The organism is Paenibacillus hebaui (genome assembly GCF_051934385.1).
Classification (GTDB): domain Bacteria; phylum Bacillota; class Bacilli; order Paenibacillales; family Paenibacillaceae; genus Paenibacillus.
The window spans coordinates 3,317,060-3,337,861 of record NZ_CP196836.1 but is presented as its reverse complement, the minus strand read 5'-3'; the positions used below and the strand labels follow the sequence as shown (position 1 = coordinate 3,337,861).

General features: G+C 44.3%; 17 protein-coding genes. 5 read left to right on the top strand and 12 right to left on the bottom strand.

The annotated features are described in order from the left end of the window. Positions 1-182: 182 nt before the first annotated feature. The gene (locus ACR32F_RS14775) at positions 183-2,231 is read right to left on the bottom strand and encodes a glycoside hydrolase family 16 protein (protein WP_440119861.1); all 2,049 of its coding nucleotides are present in this window, start codon (positions 2,229-2,231) and stop codon (positions 183-185) included. 186 nt (positions 2,232-2,417) lie between these two features. Then, positions 2,418-3,803 carry an MFS transporter gene (locus tag ACR32F_RS14770; RefSeq protein ID WP_440119430.1) on the bottom strand — a complete coding sequence of 462 codons (1,386 nt, stop codon included), beginning with the start codon at positions 3,801-3,803 and terminating at the stop codon, positions 2,418-2,420. 109 nt (positions 3,804-3,912) lie between these two features. Between ACR32F_RS14770 and ACR32F_RS14765 the strand changes: the two genes are divergently transcribed. Next, positions 3,913-4,815 (top strand): LysR family transcriptional regulator, encoded by a 903-nt coding sequence (locus ACR32F_RS14765; RefSeq protein ID WP_440119429.1) that lies wholly within the window; start codon positions 3,913-3,915, stop codon positions 4,813-4,815. A gap of 72 nt (positions 4,816-4,887) precedes the next feature. Here the strand turns inward: ACR32F_RS14765 and ACR32F_RS14760 are convergent, their stop codons facing one another. The 5 genes from ACR32F_RS14760 to ACR32F_RS14740 form a co-directional block, all read right to left on the bottom strand. Then, on the bottom strand, positions 4,888-5,898 hold the full coding sequence (locus ACR32F_RS14760) for an ABC transporter substrate-binding protein (RefSeq protein WP_440119428.1): 1,011 nt from the start codon (positions 5,896-5,898) through the stop codon (positions 4,888-4,890). A 180-nt stretch (positions 5,899-6,078) separates the two neighbouring features. Further along, positions 6,079-7,242 carry an outer membrane protein assembly factor BamB family protein gene (locus ACR32F_RS14755; protein ID WP_440119427.1) on the bottom strand — a complete coding sequence of 388 codons (1,164 nt, stop codon included), beginning with the start codon at positions 7,240-7,242 and terminating at the stop codon, positions 6,079-6,081. A 150-nt stretch (positions 7,243-7,392) separates the two neighbouring features. Further along, complete coding sequence (locus ACR32F_RS14750) at positions 7,393-8,610, bottom strand: MFS transporter (RefSeq protein WP_440119425.1); 1,218 nt, start codon at positions 8,608-8,610, stop codon at positions 7,393-7,395. 40 nt (positions 8,611-8,650) lie between these two features. Continuing rightward, complete coding sequence (locus ACR32F_RS14745; protein ID WP_440119424.1) at positions 8,651-10,111, bottom strand: Msr family ABC-F type ribosomal protection protein; 1,461 nt, start codon at positions 10,109-10,111, stop codon at positions 8,651-8,653. Between the two features lie 462 nt (positions 10,112-10,573). Next, complete coding sequence (locus ACR32F_RS14740) at positions 10,574-11,449, bottom strand: LysR family transcriptional regulator (RefSeq protein ID WP_440119423.1); 876 nt, start codon at positions 11,447-11,449, stop codon at positions 10,574-10,576. Between the two features lie 108 nt (positions 11,450-11,557). On the opposite strand from ACR32F_RS14740, the gene dapA reads away from it, so the two are divergent. Further along, on the top strand, positions 11,558-12,454 hold the full coding sequence (gene dapA, locus ACR32F_RS14735; RefSeq protein ID WP_440119422.1) for a 4-hydroxy-tetrahydrodipicolinate synthase: 897 nt from the start codon (positions 11,558-11,560) through the stop codon (positions 12,452-12,454). A gap of 78 nt (positions 12,455-12,532) precedes the next feature. Here dapA and ACR32F_RS14730 read toward each other — a convergent pair whose 3' ends face one another. Both ACR32F_RS14730 and ACR32F_RS14725 read right to left on the bottom strand, forming a co-directional pair. After that, positions 12,533-13,168, bottom strand: coding sequence for a type 1 glutamine amidotransferase family protein (locus ACR32F_RS14730; protein ID WP_440119421.1), 636 nt, complete (start codon positions 13,166-13,168; stop codon positions 12,533-12,535). A 27-nt stretch (positions 13,169-13,195) separates the two neighbouring features. Next, positions 13,196-13,765, bottom strand: a complete 570-nt coding sequence (locus tag ACR32F_RS14725) for a YdeI/OmpD-associated family protein (protein ID WP_440119420.1) — start codon at positions 13,763-13,765, stop codon at positions 13,196-13,198. Positions 13,766-14,400: 635 nt separating this feature from the next. On the opposite strand from ACR32F_RS14725, the gene ACR32F_RS14720 reads away from it, so the two are divergent. Continuing rightward, a complete protein-coding gene (locus tag ACR32F_RS14720; protein WP_440119418.1) occupies positions 14,401-15,213 on the top strand; it encodes an undecaprenyl-diphosphate phosphatase in 813 nt (270 codons plus the stop codon). A 178-nt stretch (positions 15,214-15,391) separates the two neighbouring features. Here the strand turns inward: ACR32F_RS14720 and ACR32F_RS14715 are convergent, their stop codons facing one another. Next, entirely contained in the window at positions 15,392-15,862 is a 471-nt protein-coding gene (locus tag ACR32F_RS14715; protein WP_440119417.1) for a GNAT family N-acetyltransferase, read from the bottom strand. A gap of 306 nt (positions 15,863-16,168) precedes the next feature. Here ACR32F_RS14715 and ACR32F_RS14710 point away from each other — a divergent pair, with 306 nt between their 5' ends. Further along, positions 16,169-16,840: an MBL fold metallo-hydrolase gene (locus ACR32F_RS14710; protein ID WP_440119416.1), complete on the top strand. Its 672-nt coding sequence runs from the start codon at positions 16,169-16,171 to the stop codon at positions 16,838-16,840. A gap of 125 nt (positions 16,841-16,965) precedes the next feature. Here the strand turns inward: ACR32F_RS14710 and ACR32F_RS14705 are convergent, their stop codons facing one another. Further along, positions 16,966-17,595 carry a hypothetical protein gene (locus ACR32F_RS14705; RefSeq protein ID WP_440119415.1) on the bottom strand — a complete coding sequence of 210 codons (630 nt, stop codon included), beginning with the start codon at positions 17,593-17,595 and terminating at the stop codon, positions 16,966-16,968. A gap of 222 nt (positions 17,596-17,817) precedes the next feature. Between ACR32F_RS14705 and metE the strand changes: the two genes are divergently transcribed. After that, complete coding sequence (gene metE / locus ACR32F_RS14700) at positions 17,818-20,115, top strand: 5-methyltetrahydropteroyltriglutamate--homocysteine S-methyltransferase (protein WP_440119414.1); 2,298 nt, start codon at positions 17,818-17,820, stop codon at positions 20,113-20,115. A 139-nt stretch (positions 20,116-20,254) separates the two neighbouring features. Here metE and ACR32F_RS14695 read toward each other — a convergent pair whose 3' ends face one another. Next, positions 20,255-20,797: a TlpA family protein disulfide reductase gene (locus tag ACR32F_RS14695; RefSeq protein WP_440119413.1), complete on the bottom strand. Its 543-nt coding sequence runs from the start codon at positions 20,795-20,797 to the stop codon at positions 20,255-20,257. Positions 20,798-20,802: the final 5 nt, after the last annotated feature.

The window sequence follows — 20,802 nt, the reverse complement described above, 5'->3', positions numbered from 1 at the left end:
GTTTTAAAAACCCTAATTTACATGATCGCATTCATTTCAGTTATGTTGTCCTCAAATCGGGATCTGAACTTATAATGTTTAAATGAAAAAAAGTCGCCTTATAGACGACTTTTTAAGTGATAGAGTGATAGCCCCCACCTCATCATCGATGACAATCATGTTGGATGTAGAAGGTTGTTTTATTACTTTTCTTTATACACACGTACATAATCCACCTGCATGGTTGCCGGAATATCAGCCGCGCTCGGAGTACGCCCGCCGTCAAAGTTTCCGCCAATCGCCAGGTTCATGATGAGATAGAATGGCTCATCAAAAGGGGCGTTTGGATTGTTCGGTGCAGCTGCGGAATACCATTGCTCGTTAGTGACTTTATAAAAAAACTTGCCGTCGACATACCATTTAATGTTGTCCTCTTCCCAAACTACGGAGTATACATGATAATCATTAGCAAAAGTTTGCCCTTCCAAGAAGTGATATTCACCACCTGATGACTGGTTCCCGGGCCATTGTCCACCAAAGTGAACGGTACCGCTCGTAGAGCCAGGCAGACGACCTCTCGCTTCCATGACATCGATTTCGCCTGATGCAGCCCATGTGCCATATACAGAATCTCTTGGAAGCATCCAAAGTGCCGGCCAAACGCCATCGCCTGTAGGCAGCTTGGCACGAAAATCTACTCTGCCATACTTCAGGGATAGTTTATCTTTGGTGTTAATCTTACCGGAGGAGTATTGTGCATATCTATTTGGATCCTGCGGGAAGGACTTGCTATCGTTCATAGCCTTGATATTCAGCTTTCCATCCTGTACATATACATTTTGGATGCTGTTTGTGTAGTGCTGAAGTTCTGCATTGCCCCATCCCCAGGTAGCCGGATCGTCATTGAGATAATAGCCTGTTTCATAATTCCATTTACTTGTATCCAGCGTTGTTCCGTTGAATTCATCCTGCCAGATGAGATTCATGCCTGCGATAGCCGGGTTTGTTGGTGTTCCGATTAAGATATCCTCTTGATCTGATACATCTGGACGCGGAGCATTTGGATTGCCGATCAAGGTATAGTTGACAAAGTTGTTGCCGATATTCCCGCCCTTCTGTCCGTTCAACGGATAGCCGATCCGAAGCTGCATATTCTCCTGGATCGGCTGGAACCAAAGGCCATAGATGTGATCAGTCCAGTATCCCCATTGATTGGCAGCAGACATATTGTTGTAGCCATTACCGGAGTAAACAAACTTACTCTGACTGGAGTTGCTCAAGTCCACCCACTGCCCGTTGATATGAATCTGGTAAACGAAATGGTCCAGTTCCTTCGCTATCGGTGCACCCCCGTCAATTTTGGGCAGCGGTAAGCCAATGGAGCCGTTCGCATCTGCTGTTAAGGTCGTTCCTTCATAAGGCGTAATGACATATGAATTTCTTACGGGTTCATTAAAGGTGATGGTATAAACCATGTTAGCCGAAGAAGTCTTCGATTCCAATTTGACGTGGATCGACTCCGTTACATTAAACCAGTACCCGCCCCCACCATCGGTGAAATGGCCAAAGTTGTGATCATAAATCCAGCCGCTCGCTGCGTTATTGTCAATATCAATCCATGTGCTGCTGTTTATCGGTTTTACATATACCTTCAGATCATCCGCTACGGCTTCATAGGTTACCGCAGGATCATTGTTGAACGTCGGATATGTAAAGCCTGCACCGCCTGTGAAACTTGCTGTAATTTGCGGCCCTTGGGTGGGATTCATCGCCGTGATGGTTGTTTTGTTTATGTTTTGGAATACAAGCTGATATTCAAGCTTAACACCATTCGCTTTGGAATACAGTTGAATATCGGTCGTTGCGGAGAGGGTGAACCAATAGCCATGGAAGCCACCATCACTCCAGTGCCCCCAGTTTTGGTTATAGGTGTAGCCCCCGGCTTGATCAATATCAACCCAGTTACCGCCCACTTTCACATTGACCCCCATGTCATCGTGCACATCGTTCCAAGTGGCGGAGCCTCCGTTGAAAATTGGCATGACAAAACCGTAGCTGGCTTTGCCGACACCAGATTTGGAAATGACAGGACCGTCTGCTGATGAAAAATAATTCATCGAGGTAACGGTGGTTCCCGCTGCCTCAGCCCTCGAATTGGGCCATACGCCGACACTAGCAAGCATTACAACTACCAAGAATAAACCAAGTACCTTTTTCATAAATCGTTTCTCCGTGAAGTAAGATGTTGTCATCATTGCCCTCCTTCAATAAAATAATGGATTCTCCCCGTCTGCACATTTAGGAAATCGCTTACATCAGAGGATATTTTTATTCTATCAAACAAGATATTCTGCTGGGAGGAACAATTATGCCACTTCATCGTTTCCGAATGGACTGGAACAATTCATGCAGCTTCTTGAAATCCTGATTTGTCGAAACTATAACGCTTGCGTTTCCAAAACTCTCTGACGGCGTAAGGTCATGAGGATTAAGGAGGTGGATAATATGGTAAGTATGATGCCTAGTATGTGAAATCCCATAACACTAAACGTATCTCCCATGACGATTCCAATCAACAGTGATGACAAAATGGTGCCCAAATATCTCGATGTATTAAAAATACCCGATGCGACACCGATCATTTCTTTTGGTGTGCTCTTAAACAAAGCCGCCTGCATTCCCACACCGTTCAACCCGTTACTTATGCCAAATACAGCTAAAGGCAAGATTATGCTGATGACCGGTGAAGCTTCATCCAATGCCACAATCCATATGGACCCCAGTGTCATTAACACTGCAGATACGATTAAAGCTGGCCGAGACCCCGATTTGTCAATCCATCGTCCTGCGATAGGAGAAATGACGAGTGAGCATAAGCCCAGAACAAGCATGATTATCCCCGTATGAACTTCATTGAGATGACGCACTTGCTGCAAGTAAGACGGTACCCCAAAAAACAGGGCGTAAAAAAGAATGTTGACCAGCATGAATTGTAGGTTCACCCATGTCATTTCAGGATATTTCGCAAATTTTCGCAAAGGAATGAAGGGTGATGACGTTTTTAATTCGTGTCTTATAAAAGTTACCAGTGCAATCAAACCAATCCCGCCTGTCACAAGGTGCCATATTGAAATATATCCGGTTGATTTGACCGAAAGTACAGCACTCAACAGAGTCACCAAAGCTACTGTAAACAACAGGATGCCCCGTATGTCAACCAAATCGAGCCATTTCCGAATGGACATGTGCCCTGAAGCGTATTTAATGGGTTCGTCCTGCGGAATGGTTCTCCAAGCGAATAAAAAGCTCGCAGCTACTACCGGAATATTAACCATGAATATGCTTGGCCAGTCCCACCAATGAATCAATATGCCTCCAATAAAGGGACCGATCGCAGCTGCTCCGGACAGGAAGATTGCCAGGGTGGACAAGGCAACTGCCTGCTTATCAGTTACGTAAATTCTTACAATCGCCATTCCGACAGCCACCATCATGCTTGTGCCAACAGATTGCACGATTCGGAATACGATGAGCCACGAAAAGCTCGGGGACAGCGGAGCTAACATGGATGAGACAAAGACGACAATGAGACCGGAGAGGAATATCTTCCTGCGACCGAACAGATCACTGCACTTGCCCACGACGGGTTGAGCAACAGCACTCGCAATGTAGAATGAAAAAATAATCCACGAAACGGCTGTAACATCAAGTTGATACACATTTTGCAATCTTGCAATGGCCACAGAAATCATGGAAGAATTTAATGGATTCAACATAATTCCCAAGCCAACAGATATCATTAACCATTTATTTCGAGCGTTCATTGAATACATCCCCCTTCTTCTGTTGTCAATCTTAATTGAATTCCTTTATTTATTCCAACGCATTGTATGTTATGATTTGATGAACTATAAGGAATAAGGGGCGGTATAAATGGAGCTTCTTCAACTACGATATTTTCTGACGGTAGCCCGATGTGAGCATGTTACGGAAGCCGCAGGAATGCTGCATGTCACTCAATCTTCATTGAGCAAAACGATACAACGGTTAGAAGACGATCTGGGAGCACCTTTATTTGATCGAATGGGCAGGAAGCTGAGACTTAACGAATTCGGAAGGAGCTTTCTTCACCGAACCGAAAAAGCCCTATTCGAATTGGAACAGGGAAAACAGGAAATTGCGGACCTCTCCAACCCGGAGCAGGGCACACTTCAATTGGCGGTGACCACAGCAAGCACATTGCCCGGCATATTGAGGGAATTTCATAAAAGAAAGCCGAATATTCAGTTTCATGTACAAATGGTAACCTTAGACGAGATGGCCATACTTCTGCATCGAGGTGAGGTTGATTTTTGTCTGTCCTCCCCTCCGATCCAAGGTGCTGAGATCAATTGTCAGATACTTTTCGCGGACCCCGTCGTTGTAGCCGTTCCCCTCAGTCATCCCTATTCGAATCGAAGCAGCATAACGTTAGCAGAACTTAAGGATGAGTGGTTTGTGGGTGTGAAGAAAGGGTATGGTGTTCGTGATCAGGTGGACTCCCTATGTCAAACAGTCGGGTTTGTACCCAAGTATGTATACGAAGGAAACGAGCCTGCAAGATTAACCGCACTTGTGGAAGCGGAGATTGGTCTCGCATTCATACCAAGTACAGCAAAAAATCCAATAGAACGTATTAAATATCTCCCCATCGAGGATCATAGTCTGGTGCGTGAGATTGCTTTAATGTCACACAAAAGCAGATACATCTCAAAAGCAGCATTGGAGTTTCACAGCGTTGTTATAGACTATTTCAGTGCAATGTCCAAAGAGAAACAGAAAAAAGAGCATTCCTGAAGGTCACTTAGTGACCTTCAGGAATGCTCTTAACTCTCTCTCATATCGTATCAAAAAGTGAACCTTACTTCACTACTTCACTGAAAGCAGACTATCCGTAATAAACTTCAGCTGACCTTCCAGTGATATAGGATCGTTGTATGTATCCGATGTTGGATCAAGTTGGAACACATAGCCGGACTTAACCGCCGGTAGATTCTGCCATATTTTATTGTCATAGACTATCTTTGAATCACTTGTATCTCCTGCCCACGGACTGGTGAAGATGATGTCACCTGCATATTCCGGTAACACTTCCATTGAGATCGATGCCCAACCTGTTCCACTGTCAATTGCCTCAGCCTGAGCCTTGGTTGGCGCCTTAAGGCCAAATTCGCCATAGATGATCTCACCACCACGACCGTAATTATGGCCGAATACAAAGAGACCTTTTGAATACGGATTAAGGATGGAAACCGTGCGGTCACCAACAGCGGCTTGCACCTGTGGCTTCAACTCGTTAATCTTTGCTTCCCATTTTGTATTCCAGTCCTTCGCCGCGTCTTCTCTATTGGTCAGCTTCCCTATTTCCAGCATGAGATCTTTGACGCTGCGTTTGCCATACTCGAATTGTGCCACAGGTGCAATCTGGGATAACTTATCGAGTCCCTCTGCACCTGTATAAGCAATAATCAGGTCGGGCTTTAAGCTGATTAGTTGCTCGGCTGTAGGCTGCTCGCCCAGATCTATCGCCCCCATACTTGTGAGTTGCTCCTTGATATACTTGTTGTTCATCGCACCTGACGACACTCCGACTAACGGGGCATCCAGCGCCACAAAGTATCCTGTCGAAAATGCCGTCAGATCGATGATGCGCTTCGGATTTTTGGGCACTTGCACTTCGCCTGCATCTGATTGATACGTGACGGGCTCTTCTTTAGCAGCCTTCGTATCAGCTGTAGACGAGTCGCTTGTTGTAGTCTCCGCAGCTGCGTTAGTATTTGTCTCGGTTGCATCACTCGTCGTTGCGGACTGGCTGCATGCGCTCAATATAAGCAGCACAATCAGAGCCAGCAAAGGCCACATCGTATTTCTTCGTTTCATCAAATTAAACCCACCTTCTCTTAATGATATTGATAATCGTTATCAACGATAACATGCTATTTCAGATTTGACAAGGTGATTGCCACATTCAAAAAGATTCAACTCTAGTTAACTTGCTTTTCAGAAAAAAAGCCTTCGTCTGGTACTCGACCGAACGCAGGCTTGTTCAAGAATCATTTATTATTCAAATTTGTACTTGCTTATGCTTTTTCCGTAACTATCAATGATAATGAATTCGGTTTTGTTATTGCTAATCTCATATTCACTCTTGTTATAATATTCACCTTCAGTGAAAGACTTAATTAAATTCAGATTCTTCGAATCCAATATTTTTATTTCGTATTGTTTGCCCTTTCTAATAGTGAACATGAAGCTCAACTGATCCTTTGATACATCTATCGTTTTCAATAAACGATTATATCCAGTAGCCATAGGCTTGTAAGATTTGCTCGCAAGCAACTTACCGTCGGAAGCATACAGTTTCAACGTATTATTTTTACCATCTATAAACAGAAAACGATCCTGAAGTGTGTATACTTCTGTTTTTTCACTCACATATGGAAGTTCTTTCGTCCATTTTAACTTTCCTGTAGGATGGAACGCTTTTAACGTCAACGTATTCTTGACCACGTTTTGAGTAATCAGTGTGTTATCCTTTAATACAGTCACAGGGATGAATGATATTCCGTTCGTTGCCGTTCTAATTTTTTTTCCTGTAGCGAGGCTTATAATATATGTATTCGGGTCATCACTGTAGGTTTTGGCAAATACATAATCTCCTTCTATACCCACGATTATATAAGGTAAAGTATATTTCTTAGTTCTCCGACCAGCGGAGTCGTAATAGTATAGAGTGGCTTTATCATCTTTTGAATGTGAGACCACATACAGGCTGCCATTTTTCCCCGGATACATTCCCTCATCATATGAAGGATAGTAATCTTCCTTTTTAGAGGGAAGGGTTCTGGTCCATAACTTTTTACCTGTAGCTAGATGCATCGCGCTGATTTGATTATTGTTTTCCAGAATAAATATGTAACCATCCTCTGAGGAGGTATAAAAAAAATCTTTTCGAATGGACCATCGGATCTGACCCGTCGTGGGATTCATATTTTCCAAATAACTTTTGTTGTTGGCGAATTTCTCACCTAGCAGGCTCTGATTTCCTTCGGAATCTACAACTATTCCCGAAATTTTGTCAAAAGGAAGGGACCATTCCCCGTAAGTAACATCATACACCCACTCGGGCTGGGGAAGCTCTTTGGCATAGGCAGGCGTGCCGAAGGCTAATATTGGACTTAATAGACTGGCTACGAGTAGACTTTTAGCGAATTTTAGTTTCAAATATGAACAGCTCCTTTTTTATAGGTCTTTTATACTATAACATAGAAGGAACAATATGGAATTGTGATTTTAACCATAAAAAAAGCCGCCATATTGACGACTTTTAAAAGTTTGAGCAGTTTGTTGCAACGGATGAGACGATCTTTTTAATTACTGACCAAGTCTCTGCTCTTTGCCAGTGCTATGAAACTTGAGGAATAGATAAATTCCGATCAAAGCCACGACAATCCCCGAACCAAAGAACCACATTTGAACCCCGAAACGTTCGACGACTGGTCCTGCCATCGCCAGTCCAATCGGGGAGGCCAACAGTCCAATGCTCGTGACAAATGAGAGAACCCGCCCTAATATTTCAGGTTCATATGACTTCTGAATCATCGCCATATAGGGGCCATTGAATAAAGGCGCGGCTGCGCCCATGATGAAAGACAAGACGGCGAAAACAAGGAACGCTTCACTTCCGACCACCCCGCTCAGGACGCAGGTAAATCCAATAGCGCCCAAACTAAGACTCATATATGTGGAATCCTTCCATTTAGAACCAAGAACCGACAACAATGCGCCGCCAAGTATCATGCCAATGCCGAATACCGCCTCAATCAAACTGGCGCTATAGCCCCCGCGGTTGAAGTGCGACAATGTTATTAGAGGAAAAAGTATGGCAAGAGGCATAAAAACAACGCTGAATGCAGCCATTGCGACCGTAATCGTGACAACAGGCTTCACCGAAAGGAAAGCTTTCCACCCGAGAGTAAATTCCTTTCGAAACGAAGGCGCTTGAACGGCCTGCTGCTTCGGTTGATGAATCTTGACCAGCAGCAGCATAATATTGGCCAATAGAGCGCCCACCACATCCAAGAGCAATACCATTCCTAAGGAAGTTGCCGAGTAAACCGCTATCCCAAGTGCCGGTCCCAGTACGTTGGAAGTCGAGAACACCAACTGATGCCAGCCGGCTACTTTCGTTAATTGTTCATCTGGCGCGATTAGTGGAATCGAGGCCTGGAACGACGGAGCATGGAAGGATGTTGCTACGGATCGGATGAACAGTATCACATATACGACCCACAAACTCGGTTCGCTCCATACGAACCAGGCGCCCAGAACCAAACTGGTAAGCGCAATGGCGCTATCCGCAGCGATCATCGTCAGCTTACGATTCCATCGATCAAGCCAGACACCGATGAACGGGCCCAGGAGCGCTTGCGGCAGGAAACCGGCTAGACCTGCGATCATCAACACAGTAGCCGAACCTGTTGTCTCGGTCAAATGCCAGATCATTGAAAACTGAACCATAGCGGACGTTAGAATTGAAAAGATTTGTCCACTGAAAATCAATACGAAGGTTTTTTTCCATTGTCTATGCATGAATAATTTCTCCTTTATTATGATTTTCCCTAATTTCCTATTACTTTAATCGAACAAGCCGCTCGTTCTTTACTTCGTATACCTGATCGGCAACGCTCTCGATCAGACGCGCATCATGAGATATAAAAACGATGGTACCCAGGTAATGTTGCATCATGGTCTCCAGCGCTTCTACAGCAGGAATATCCAGAAAATTGCTCGGTTCGTCCATAAGCAGGATGTTGTAAGATCCAAGCAGCAATTTGGCTAACTGGAGCTTTATGATTTCTCCACCGCTTAATACGGTTAGTTCTTTGCGAACATCCTGATGCGTGAATCCCATTGACGCAAGCACTGCCCGAATGTCCGAAATAGGGTATTCGCAATTTTCCTGCATGAAGGCAATGACGTTCTGATTCCGCTCGAACCTGTAGCTGGTTTGCACAAAGCAGCCGATTTCCGCTTTGGGAGATATCGTAATCCCGTAATCCCGATCTCTGATCATGTTGAACAACGTACTTTTTCCGACCCCGTTGGAGCCCGTGATTGCTATCTTGCTGCCTAGCGGGAACTGGAAAGAAACGTTGTCGAAAATTACTTTGTCCCCGAATCTTTTGTGGAGATCTTTGCCTACAATCGGAAATGGATTATGCAATTCCAGCGCTTTGCTCTGACGGAATTGCACGCTGCGAATGGCTACGGGCGCGTCAACTTCTCCCAGCGCTTCGATTCTTCGCTCCATATTTTGGGCAGCGTTATGGAACTTCTTCTGCTTGCTACCCTGGGACTTCTGATGGCCAAGGCGTCCGCCACTTTCCGTACTTTTTTTTCTGTCGGCCCCTTTTGTCTTTTGTTCAAGCTTGCGGGCTTGACTTTTCTTCTCCTCTATCGCCTGTTCCAGCCGCTCCCGTTCCGCTACATATTGCTTGTATTGGACAGCCTGTCTCTGGCGTTCCTCTTCTTTTTGTGTCAGATAGTCGGTATAGCCGCCCCAATATTCGGTGATTCTTCCGTCTTTCAACTCCCAGATCTTATCGACGACCCGGTCCAGAAAGTAGCGATCATGACTGATGATGAGCAAAGCCCCAGTGTAATGTTTGAGACGATTAATGAGAAAGTCGATACCTTCCCGGTCCAGATGGCATGTCGGCTCGTCGGCAAAAATGCCGTGTGCCTCTTCAGACAGTGCCTGCGCAATCTTTAGCCGTGTCTCTTCCCCGCCGCTCATGGATTCCGTTTGCACGCGATCGACGCCTAATTTGCCCATTATGGCATAATCCTGCACATCTTTGACAAAGGCCTCTTCCAACTGTGGAATGTAGGTGAACGTCCCATCCCTCTTGAGTCTGCCTTCCGGTAAGGGGATGTGGCCCAGCATCACTTTAAGCAATGTGCTTTTCCCAGCTCCGTTTGCGCCAACGAGACCAATTCGATCGTAGCCGTACAATTCCAACTGGTCGATATCGAGCACGTCTCTCCCTAAATATTCCACAACTATACTTTCCGCTTTTATCAATAACATGAATTTATCCTCCTTCGATACCGTAGCTTCTGATTTCGTTCTCAGGCCTTACAGCGGATTCGCAAAAGGAGCATCAAATAAAGAAGTACCATTGTTTGCCTTGCATCATCATTACTCCTTGTCTCTGAATATTAACTAATCTAAAATTTTCCAAATATTCTAAACGATACAAAAAAAAAAAAAAAAAAACAGACCCAAGTCCATTTGCGGGCCTGGGTCTGCATAAATTACGTATCAGAGCATAGCGAAAGAAGGCTCATAAAAATGCCGTCTGGATCGCGTTCAATGTTCTCATACGCAAAAATAAGCAACTCAAAAAAAGCCCACTAAACGTGGTGAAAATCGCTTTTTATTGAGTGCTTATCTTAAGCGCATAGAGTAAACCACATGGATCGCAACCCTCCTAATAATTGTTAAGTAGTATCCTAACACCGACGACTACAACTGTCAATTCGTATTCCTTTACTTTTTCAAACCTTCCATAAAATAATGCAGTGCGTTAGACACCCACTTCTTGGGATGAAGAATGAGCTTAATTTCGAGTTGAAGTTCTGCATGTTCTAGAGGTAAAGCCTTCAATTCTCCGCGTTCTATTTCTTCCATTACAGCCATTTGTGGCAGAATTGAAATACCCTGCCCTGTCTTAATACTTCTTTTAATCGCTTCAGGATTACCAAGTTCCAGTCCGATCCGATAAGGGATTGAATTTGCACGAAGCACCCTTTCAAGCAATTGCCTGTAGTTGCAGGTATGTTCTGGCATGATCCATTCCATATCCATCAGATCATTCCATTCAATCTGTGCTTTGGCGAGCAGCGGATGGTGCGGATGCACGATTAGCAAAAGTGGTTCTTCGCGAATGGTAATCCACTGCAAATCTGGATCGTTCGAATCTTCTGCGAGAATAAGCCCAATATCGGCTTCACCCTCTCTGACCTGATGCAAGATCATTCCCTCGCGGTTCGTATGCAGTCGTATGTTCAGATCTGGGTACTCCTTACGCGTAGCTTGCATATACGGAGGTAAAAAATAGGAAGCAATCGAATCCATCGTACCGATGTTGATGGAGCCCCCGCCCTGCTTCGCCATTTTTTCCTTGGATTGCTCAAACAGATCCAGCATCTGTCCGGCAAGCTTAAACAGTTCTTCCCCGGCTGAAGTCAGACGAATCTTATTATTGTTATAGCGCTCAAACAGTTTGACTTGATATGCCTTTTCCAGCTTCTGAATTTGGGTGGTGACGCTGGATTGTGCATAACCCAGTGCCTCTGCTGCTCTGGTGAAGCTCTCGCGAATCGCGACTTCTCTGAACGTCTGAAGATAGATGAAATCCAACATGCTCACCTCATCGAAAATATTGATGACAACGATCATTTGTTATAGATAACTGTGATGTTGGTTCCTATGTTACATTAGTTTTACTAGAACGTGAAGGGGTAGTTGATTATGATGAACGAACAACATATCCATGGAATATTTATACCGGTAATTACACCTTTTTCGGATGAAAACAAGCTGGACATCGAGTCGTATCGCAAGTATATTGCCCATATTGCAAAACATGACATTCAAGGATTAGTCGTGAACGGCACAACCGGAGAATCTCCGACCGTCTCCTGGGACGAAGTGAAGCAGATGTTTCAGGTAACAAAAGAGGTTCTGATAAGTATGAACAAGACTATTCCCATCGTTGTGGGGACTGGAACCAATGATACCTATTCCACCATTCGTCGGACCGAAATGGCCGCTGAATTAGGAGCGGACGCGGCCATGGTTGTCACTCCCTATTACAATAGGCCAACCCAAGAAGGGATTCTGGCGCATTTCACCAGCGCTTCCCAGACAGGATTGCCGATCCTCGTCTATGAAATTCCGGCTCGAACCGGCAGCCGAATGACTTTGGATACGATGAGAAAAGTAATGGATCTGGACGGCGTCATTGGTTTGAAAGACAGCTCGGGCGGTTTGGATCTGTTATTGGCTCTAAACCAACATGAGATGAAGCCTGTGCTTTGCGGTGAGGATTCTTATTTCCATATGATGCTGTGTCAAGGCGCCGCAGGCGGCATGCTGGGCTCTGCCAATATTCATACCCAACGGTACGTTGAGGTATATCAACGCTTTGTGTCTGGTGACATGAATGCGGCAAGAGACAGCTTCACGCAACTACAGCCGCTGATTCACGATGTGTTTGCAGAACCTGCTCCAGCAACGATCAAATGGTGGCTTGCTCAGCAACAGCTTATTACAAGTGCACAATTGCGACTTCCGCTGACTAAAGCATCGGAAAACGCAAAACAACGGTTGTTGGATACGCTCACGGATATGGCCGTACCTTCATAAACAAACGTATCTAATCACTGTGAAAATGAATACACTCACACAAAAGTAACATGTGTGAGTGTATTTTTATGAAACAGCTTACTTGATATTAATTGAATTCATCAACTGAAAGAAGTATTCAGGTTGATACGTCTTATTGAGGTTATACCATGCATGCAATGTATCTGGTGCAAATACATCTAATTTTCTTAGGACTTCCAACGCAAATTCCAGTGGGGCGACTCCAGATGCGGTAATCAGATTCTCACTAGATACCACAGGTCCCATTTCGTGAAATTTTTCTCCCTTATAAGTGGGGCAAACCATTTTAATATACTCTAAGTTATTGCTCGTATGTCTTCTGGAATCCAGGTAGCCACTCTTCGCTAGTCCCTCCGTTGCACCACAGATGGCAGCAATAATCGTCCCGTGTTCTAGAGCTTCGCCCGTTTTTTTCAATATCGGTTGATGAATATCTTCGCCCCAAGTATTCCCTCCAGGTAGAATGAGAAGATCCTTCGTCTGAAGAGTGCACCCATCTAAGGAGATTTCAGGCTGTATGTTCAGTCCCCCCATCGTAGTAATCGTTTCATGATTAGCTCCTACTGTAACTACGTTTAGAGGTGTTACCCCTTTTTTGAAATATCTTCCTGAGTTTAGTTCAGCAATTAAATAACCATATTCCCAGTCTGACATCGTATTAAATACATAAAGATAAACGTTTTGAGTTTCCATTTAATTGTGCTCCATTCTATCCAATTTTTAATAATCGATAAGGCGACCATGATCATGCCATTGACCGTACATTTGGTTTACTTTTGTGTTTGCTATGAATTTGTCCAGTCTGCTCTTCATTAATTCCGGCTGATTTTTCACGCTTTGAATTGTGTCGATCCGAACTCTTCTATACAGAGCTGGGAATGCCATAAAGTTCTCATAGACGTCCTTTTCCTCTTGTAGCCTTTGTTCTATATCACGATCTATCTTAAAAGAATCGTGATTCATATTCGGAAGTATCCTTCGTCCTTCTTCCGTCATTAACCCTAACTTTTCAAGACGGCGGACGCGTTCTTTATTCAATTCAGTCCATGAACTTTTTTTACTTCTGGGAGACAATCTTTGAGCCAGCTCCGTTTCAGATATTTTCTTTTTGACTCCATCGATCCATCCAAAACACAACGATTCTTCGACCGCATCCAAATACAACAGCGTATCGGATCTGGGCTTCATACTCACGATTACCCAACAGGACTTTTCTGTTTTACCATGATCCTGTAGCCAACTCCTCAAATCTTCTCTGGATTGTACTGGTATCCAATTTTCATTTTTCATAGATAAGTAAGCCTTTCTTGTTTACAATAGTCATTCATCGTGTCTGCCGGATTCCGGCGAATCGATGATCAAGCAGAATAGTCTGCTCCAGATCATTCTGGCTTTGAAACCATTCTCTCTATATGATTGGTTTGGGTTTCTAAGATCATTATAAATAAAGAAGTATGACAACAGGCTGTCATATTTCCCTCATCATGAAATGCTTTATCCGATCACGATCACCCCAATCCAAAAGAGGCTGTAATCCTCTTCATTTTTGCTCTGCTTATGTATCTACTCTGTGAATCCATAACTGTAAGCTTCTGGACAACCCTACTTTAAAACAGCTATCATATATAGTGAACACACACACCTGTGGGAGAAAGGAGCTTCTATATAAATTGAACTAATCATTTACACAGAAACGGAGAGGACAGAAAAAGCCTGAAAAAGCGGAGCTAAAAGCTTTCTAAAAGAAAGCTGCATCGGAAGCATATGCTGTCACCGGATTTTCCCCTTTAAAAAAGGAATCAAAAAATCTGGGGATAACAGCGATTGGAAGGTTGTTCTGTCATCGTAGTGGCAAGTGTAAATATTCTTTAGTTCAATTTATATACTTTACAAGACCCGCAGGAAAAAATTAAAAGGAGGACAAGATGGAAGAAATTATACTGTGGTTAAAATATTTGTTTTTAGGTATCGTTCAGGGTGCAACGGAACCCATTCCGGTCTCTTCAAGTGGACATGTGATTATCGCACAGAGACTTCTCGGGATGAAGCAGAATGGATTGTCATTTGAAATTCTGACAAACACGGCATCCCTTATAGCTATTGTTTTTATTTATCGGGAAGATATCAAAAAACTGATTTTTGGAGCAGTGAATTACCTACGTACTCGTAACGAGGAGTACAAAGCTGACTTTATGTTTTGCTTATACATAGTTATTGGTACGATTCCTGCTGCTATCATTGCTGTACTGTTCAAGGATCAAATTGAACAAATCTTCTCATCGGTATATACTGTATCGATTGCTCTATTGATCACAGGGGTGGCATTGTGGCTTATTCGTAATCTTCGTGGGCGTAAGCAGGAAGGCGACTTGTCCACCAAGGATGCGCTGTTGGTAGGTTTGGCTCAGGCGGTCGCTCTTATTCCAGGCATAAGCCGTTCGGGAGCGACTGTAATTGCCTCCATAGCTGTGGGTATGAAACAAGAAACGGCTTTGAAGTTCTCGTTTATGCTCTACATTCCGATAAGCCTTGGCGGACTCGTCATGGGTGCATCCGACATTGCCAACGATCCGAATCGTGGGCAGTTAGCTATCCCCTACTTGATTGCGTTTATTACTACGCTTTTTGTCACCTACTTCTCCATGAGATGGTTCATGGGAATCATGGCCAGAGGGAACCTAAAATACTTTTCATATTACTGCTTTGTCGTAGGTACATTACTACTTATCTTTTTATGATAAAAATAGTCAATACAACCAAAAGGAACAACCGGCTCACGCTGGCTTGTTCCTTTTGTCTGTTACCATTACAAATGTTGAACAACGTTCCTTGCTGGTTCCAAATCGATGTGACCACGCGCTGCCAAGCAAGGCATCTACTGGAACTGGAGAAAAGCTATTCCTCGTATTGGAAGGGTTATACGTTCTCGTGTACCAAGTCTTTTTGGTAGGCCAATACTTTATCCCAATCTCCACTGAAAATCGGTATGGCATAATACCCGACACGCTCATACAGTGCCGCCGCTTCCGGTTGCAGGGGTCCTGTTTGCAGTTTCAGACTGTTATAGCCAAATTTGAGTGCGATACGCTCCGCCTCAGCCAGAATTGCTTGGGCAACACCCTTTCGGCGGAATTCGTTACGGGTGTACATGCGTTTGACCTCAATTGATGTCTCATCAAGGGGTCTGAGTGCTCCACATCCGACCGGATATCCGTCCAGTCGAGCGACAATAAAGGCTGCGCGAGGCACTTCTACGTCAGACGGCTGAAATCCTGCTGTTCCATCCCCACCGTATAACAATCCAAGTTCTTCGCTCAGTTCCTTGATCAATTGTTGCGATTCCTCGCTTCGTATATCTTCCGCTGCCGCACGCACGACTAATGTCATCCCTCATAACCCCTTTACCTTATTGGACTTCTTGGTTTGGTGATATATATAAATTAGCATTAGAGTTATCTAGCGTCAATTGCTCCATCGATTGAATATTTCAATAAGCAAAGCAATACGTCTGAACCAAAAGGAGCAAACATGAACCATGACGCTTGAACTGTTCATCCAATTCCGTTATATCCGTCTCAAGGAACAAAGGCGACCGTATCTTTTTACGCTCTTCGTTCGTTTACAATGAGAAATGGAATAAGTAATCATATCAATACTCATAGTTGTAAATTAATTTTACGGAGGTTTGATCGTATGAATATTTCAAAAGGAATAGAAATGCTTCAACTTGATTTTCAAGGGAATATGATTCACCCCATCCTGATACGGGATGGAGAAGTGGCTGTTTTAATCGATACGGGTTTCCCGGGCCAATTCGAAGATTTATGCACTGCCATGGAAAAAGTAGGCGTACCGCTTGAACAATTAAACGTTGTGATTTTGACGCATCAGGATGTAGATCATATCGGCAATCTTCCTGAAATTTTGCAGGAGTGTGGCAATAATGTCAAAGTATATGCACACGCACTGGATAAGCCTTATATTGAGGGGCAGTTCCCTCTTCTCAAAGATGGACATCTTGAAAATCCCCCAAAAGGCAAAGTGCACGATACCTTAATTGATGGTCAAGAACTGCCTTATTGCGGCGGAATTCGCATCATTCACACACCTGGGCATACTCCGGGTCATATCAGTCTTTACTTGAAGCAAAGCAAGACGCTCATTGCCGGGGATTCGATGTATAGTGTAGACGGGATTCTCGGCGGGATTCACGCCCCTACAACGCCGGATATGGAAGCAGCTCGTCTCTCATTGCAAAAGTATTTGGAGTTCGACATTGAATCTGTCGTTTGTTATCACGGGGGATTAAGTAAGGATAATGTTCATGATCAGATATCAGGTTTAGTCAGGGAATATAAGAGTTGAATTTGCAACTTCTCGAATGTTTGGTCTTGTAATTGCATCGCGCAAGACAAGACAAAGCTTTCCTTATTATTTCAAAAAAATAAAGAAAGCTTTCTGTGCTGATGTATATAGACGAATACCTTGGTCTAAGGTTTTGCATACTGTAAAATGGCCACCGCTGCACGAATTCGTAAATCTGCCTCTTCGCTATGTAACGCTTCTTTCAAAACATCGAGAGCTTCTTGAATTGTAGCTTCATCTACCCTGACAGTAGAAAGAGTTTTCTCTTCCCCTTCAGTTGTGGGGGTAACCAAGAGCCCACGCTCCAGTTCTGCCTGAGAAACAGGATACTCGAACCTCGCAAGGATCGAAGGATGATTACAAAGCGTCTGCACTTTATCGTTTAATTCAGCTAGGGGAATTCGCCCCATCCAGGTGACTCCCCGGCGGTGACATATCAGGTTCTCACCGGTGCCGGTAGAATCATCGTAATAGTATTCGCCCATATCCCCAACATACGCCCATTCCTCATCGCTGATTAAGATATAGTCTCCATCCTGTAAGATATGTGCAAACGTATGAAGCGTCTCTAGTGCATTAGCGAGTTCCGTCTCTCCCAGCCTATAGCGTTGAACAAGTTGCTCTTTCCATTCTGCTGGAGATTCATGTTCCAGATCACCTATAGCAGGCCAAGCGATACCCACAAAGTTATCCTCCAGGAACGACTTCGTCCAACTGATCCCGTGCAGTGAAGATTGAATATGAAACAGATTCATGCTGACCCTCCCTTTCCATAATTCTTATGGACATATTGAATTATTTTAACATCAACGGTGTCTACTTCAAACGTAATTATCTCTTTCCCATAAATGGGTTATGTGGACCATTCTGATTCGGTATAGCCTTAAGCTATAGCTAGATATAATTTAATGGAATTACGTTATAACTCCGATTCTGTGATAAATTTCTTGTAACATAAAGCAGAGGGGTTTTACTTAATGGTGAGAAGCAGTGTATTGGGATATCCGCGTATTGGTGCCGATCGGGAATGGAAGAAAGCTTTGGAAGCGTTCTGGTCAGGCAAGCTGGAAGAAACAGAGTTTCAAGCACGATTGCAAGAGATCCGGTTAGATCATTTGCGTAAGCAACAAGAAAAAGGCATCGATCTCATTCCAGTCAATGATTTCAGTTATTACGATCATATCCTGGATACAGCCGTGATGTTCGGAATTGTTCCGAAGCGCTTTTCTTATGAGGGTGGAGCCGTTCCGTTGTCCGTATATTATGGCATCGCCCGGGGAACGAAGGATGCTGCAGCAAGTGAAATGACAAAATGGTTCAACACCAACTATCACTATATCGTGCCTGAACTGGACGATGCATCCCCTACGCTTACCGAGAATAAACCTCTTACCGCGTACCGCGAAGCCAAAGAAAAGCTTGGGATCGAAGGAAAACCGGTAATTGTTGGACCGTTGACTTTCCTGAAGCTCTCCAAAGGATATGATAAATCCGAGACGGGCGCTTGGTTGGATCGTTTGTTGCCACTCTATGTACAAGTTCTTCAGGAGCTTGCAGAAGAAGGAGTGCAATGGGTACAGATTGACGAACCGATTGTGGTCACCAAATTAAACGATTCTGACGTGCAGCTGCTGAATAAAATTTATGAGACGTTTGCCTCAGCAGTACCAGGCTTGAACATTATGCTGCAAACCTACTTTGAATCCGTAGAAAACTACAGCGATATTGTTGCATTGCCGGTTCAAGGTGTAGGACTTGATTTTGTGCACGGACTCTCTGGTAATATTCAATCCATTCAAATGTCCGGTTTTCCGACAGATAAGGTATTGGGTGCAGGTGTGATTGACGGACGTGGAATCTGGAAGGCCTCCCTTCAGGGGAAGCTGAAGTTGCTGAATGAGCTTGCTGAATTCGTGACACCTGAACGTTTAATCGTGCAGTCGTCGTGCAGCTTGCTACATGTTCCAGTAACGACAGCGCGTGAAACCAAACTTACATCCGAATTGAAGAATGCTTTGGCATTTGCAGATGAAAAGCTGGACGAGATTGTTCTTTTGACGAAAGCATTATCTTCACAAAATGCAGAGATCATCGCTGAAATAAACAAAGCTGAGCGTACTCTTCAGGATCTTCAGCAATCAGAAGAACGGAATCGCACCGCTATTCAGGAGGCCGTTGCTTCCATCAGTGTTCAACAGCCGGAACGCTCCCGTCCTTTTGCCGAGCGTCATATCGCTCAACAGGCGAAATGGCAGTTGCCACTTTTCCCGACAACAACTATCGGCAGCTTCCCTCAATCCGCCGAAGTGCGTAAGGCACGTCAATTATGGCGTAAGGGTGAATTGAATAACGAGCAGTATGCTGCCTTTATCCGGGAGCAAATCGATATCTGGATCAAACTTCAGGAAGAAATCGAGCTGGATGTTCTCGTACATGGAGAGTTTGAGCGTACGGACATGGTTGAGTTCTTTGGCGAAAAACTCGCAGGTTTTGCTTTCACACAATTTGGCTGGGTGCAATCATACGGTTCCCGTTGTGTGAAACCACCCATTATTTTTGGAGATGTCGCATTTACTGGGGAAATGACGGTTGAAGAAACGAAATATGCCCAGTCCCTGACCGGGCGTCCTGTAAAAGGAATGCTGACGGGTCCGATTACCATTATGAACTGGTCGTTTGTACGTGATGACATCTCACGCGAGAACATCGCTTATCAATTGGCGTATGCACTCAGACAAGAAGTGGAAGCCCTCGAACAGGCCGGTATTGGTATGATCCAGGTTGATGAGCCAGCAGTTCGCGAAGGATTACCGCTTAAGGAAAATGAACAAGCCGATTATCTCGCATGGGCGGTCAAAGCTTTCCGCATATCCACCTGCACGGTACAAGAAACGACTCAGATCCATACACATATGTGCTATTGCGAATTCCATGACATGATTGATTCCATTGAAGCTATGGATGCAGATGTGATTTCGATCGAGACGTCACGCAGTCACGGCGAGCTGATTCATAGCTTTGAATTGAACACCTACAAGCTGGGTATTGGTTTAGGTGTATATGATATCCATAGTCCACGTGTTCCGAGCGTGGAAGAAATGAGCAACATGATTGAACGTGCCCTGCGTGTATTGGATCCGAAGCTGTTCTGGATTAATCCAGACTGTGGACTCAAAACTCGTGGACTCGAAGAAACAGTCGCTTCCTTGCGCAACATGGTTGATGCAACCAAGATTGCGCGTGCAAAACACGCCTCAACTGCTGTTTTGAAGTAGACGAAGAATCCGTAATATAACTCAAAAGCCGGACACCCTTTAACATAGGAGTGTCCGGCTTTTCTTCCGTGTTTGCTTAGCGTACATTGCTGTTGAGTTATTAGTCGCTTTCCTTTTGCCGCATGATTCATCCTTGATACTACTTGCTCTCATCCAGCCATTGCTGTAACGGGGTATCTTCGGTCAATTCACCGAGCAGAATATGACGAAACACCCCTTCTTTGTCAATCACCATCGTCGCTGGCAAACCCGTGATGCGATACATACCGGATATCTTCCCTGTCACATCAATGATGACTGGGAAATCGAATTGCTGTATATTCATAAATTCACGAATGGTGCCCTTGGCTTCTCCCACGTTGACAAATAGGGTTTCCACATCATTCTGATGTGCCTCAGCCATCTGATGGACCAAAGGCATTTCCCTTACACAAGGGGTGCACCATGAAGCCCAAAAGTTAATCATGACCACTTTGCCACGATAATCCGATAGCGTGATCTGTTCTCCGGCTGAATTGACTGCTGTGAAATCAGGAGCTTCTGTACCTGCTTCAATGCCATTTCTTTTTTGCGGTTCGGATGACGAAATTCCTTGGTAAATGGCCCACGCACCTGTCGTCAATGCAGCAATACCAATCAGGATCGTGACCACACGTCTGATTTTATTATGATTTTTTTGCAAAAGTT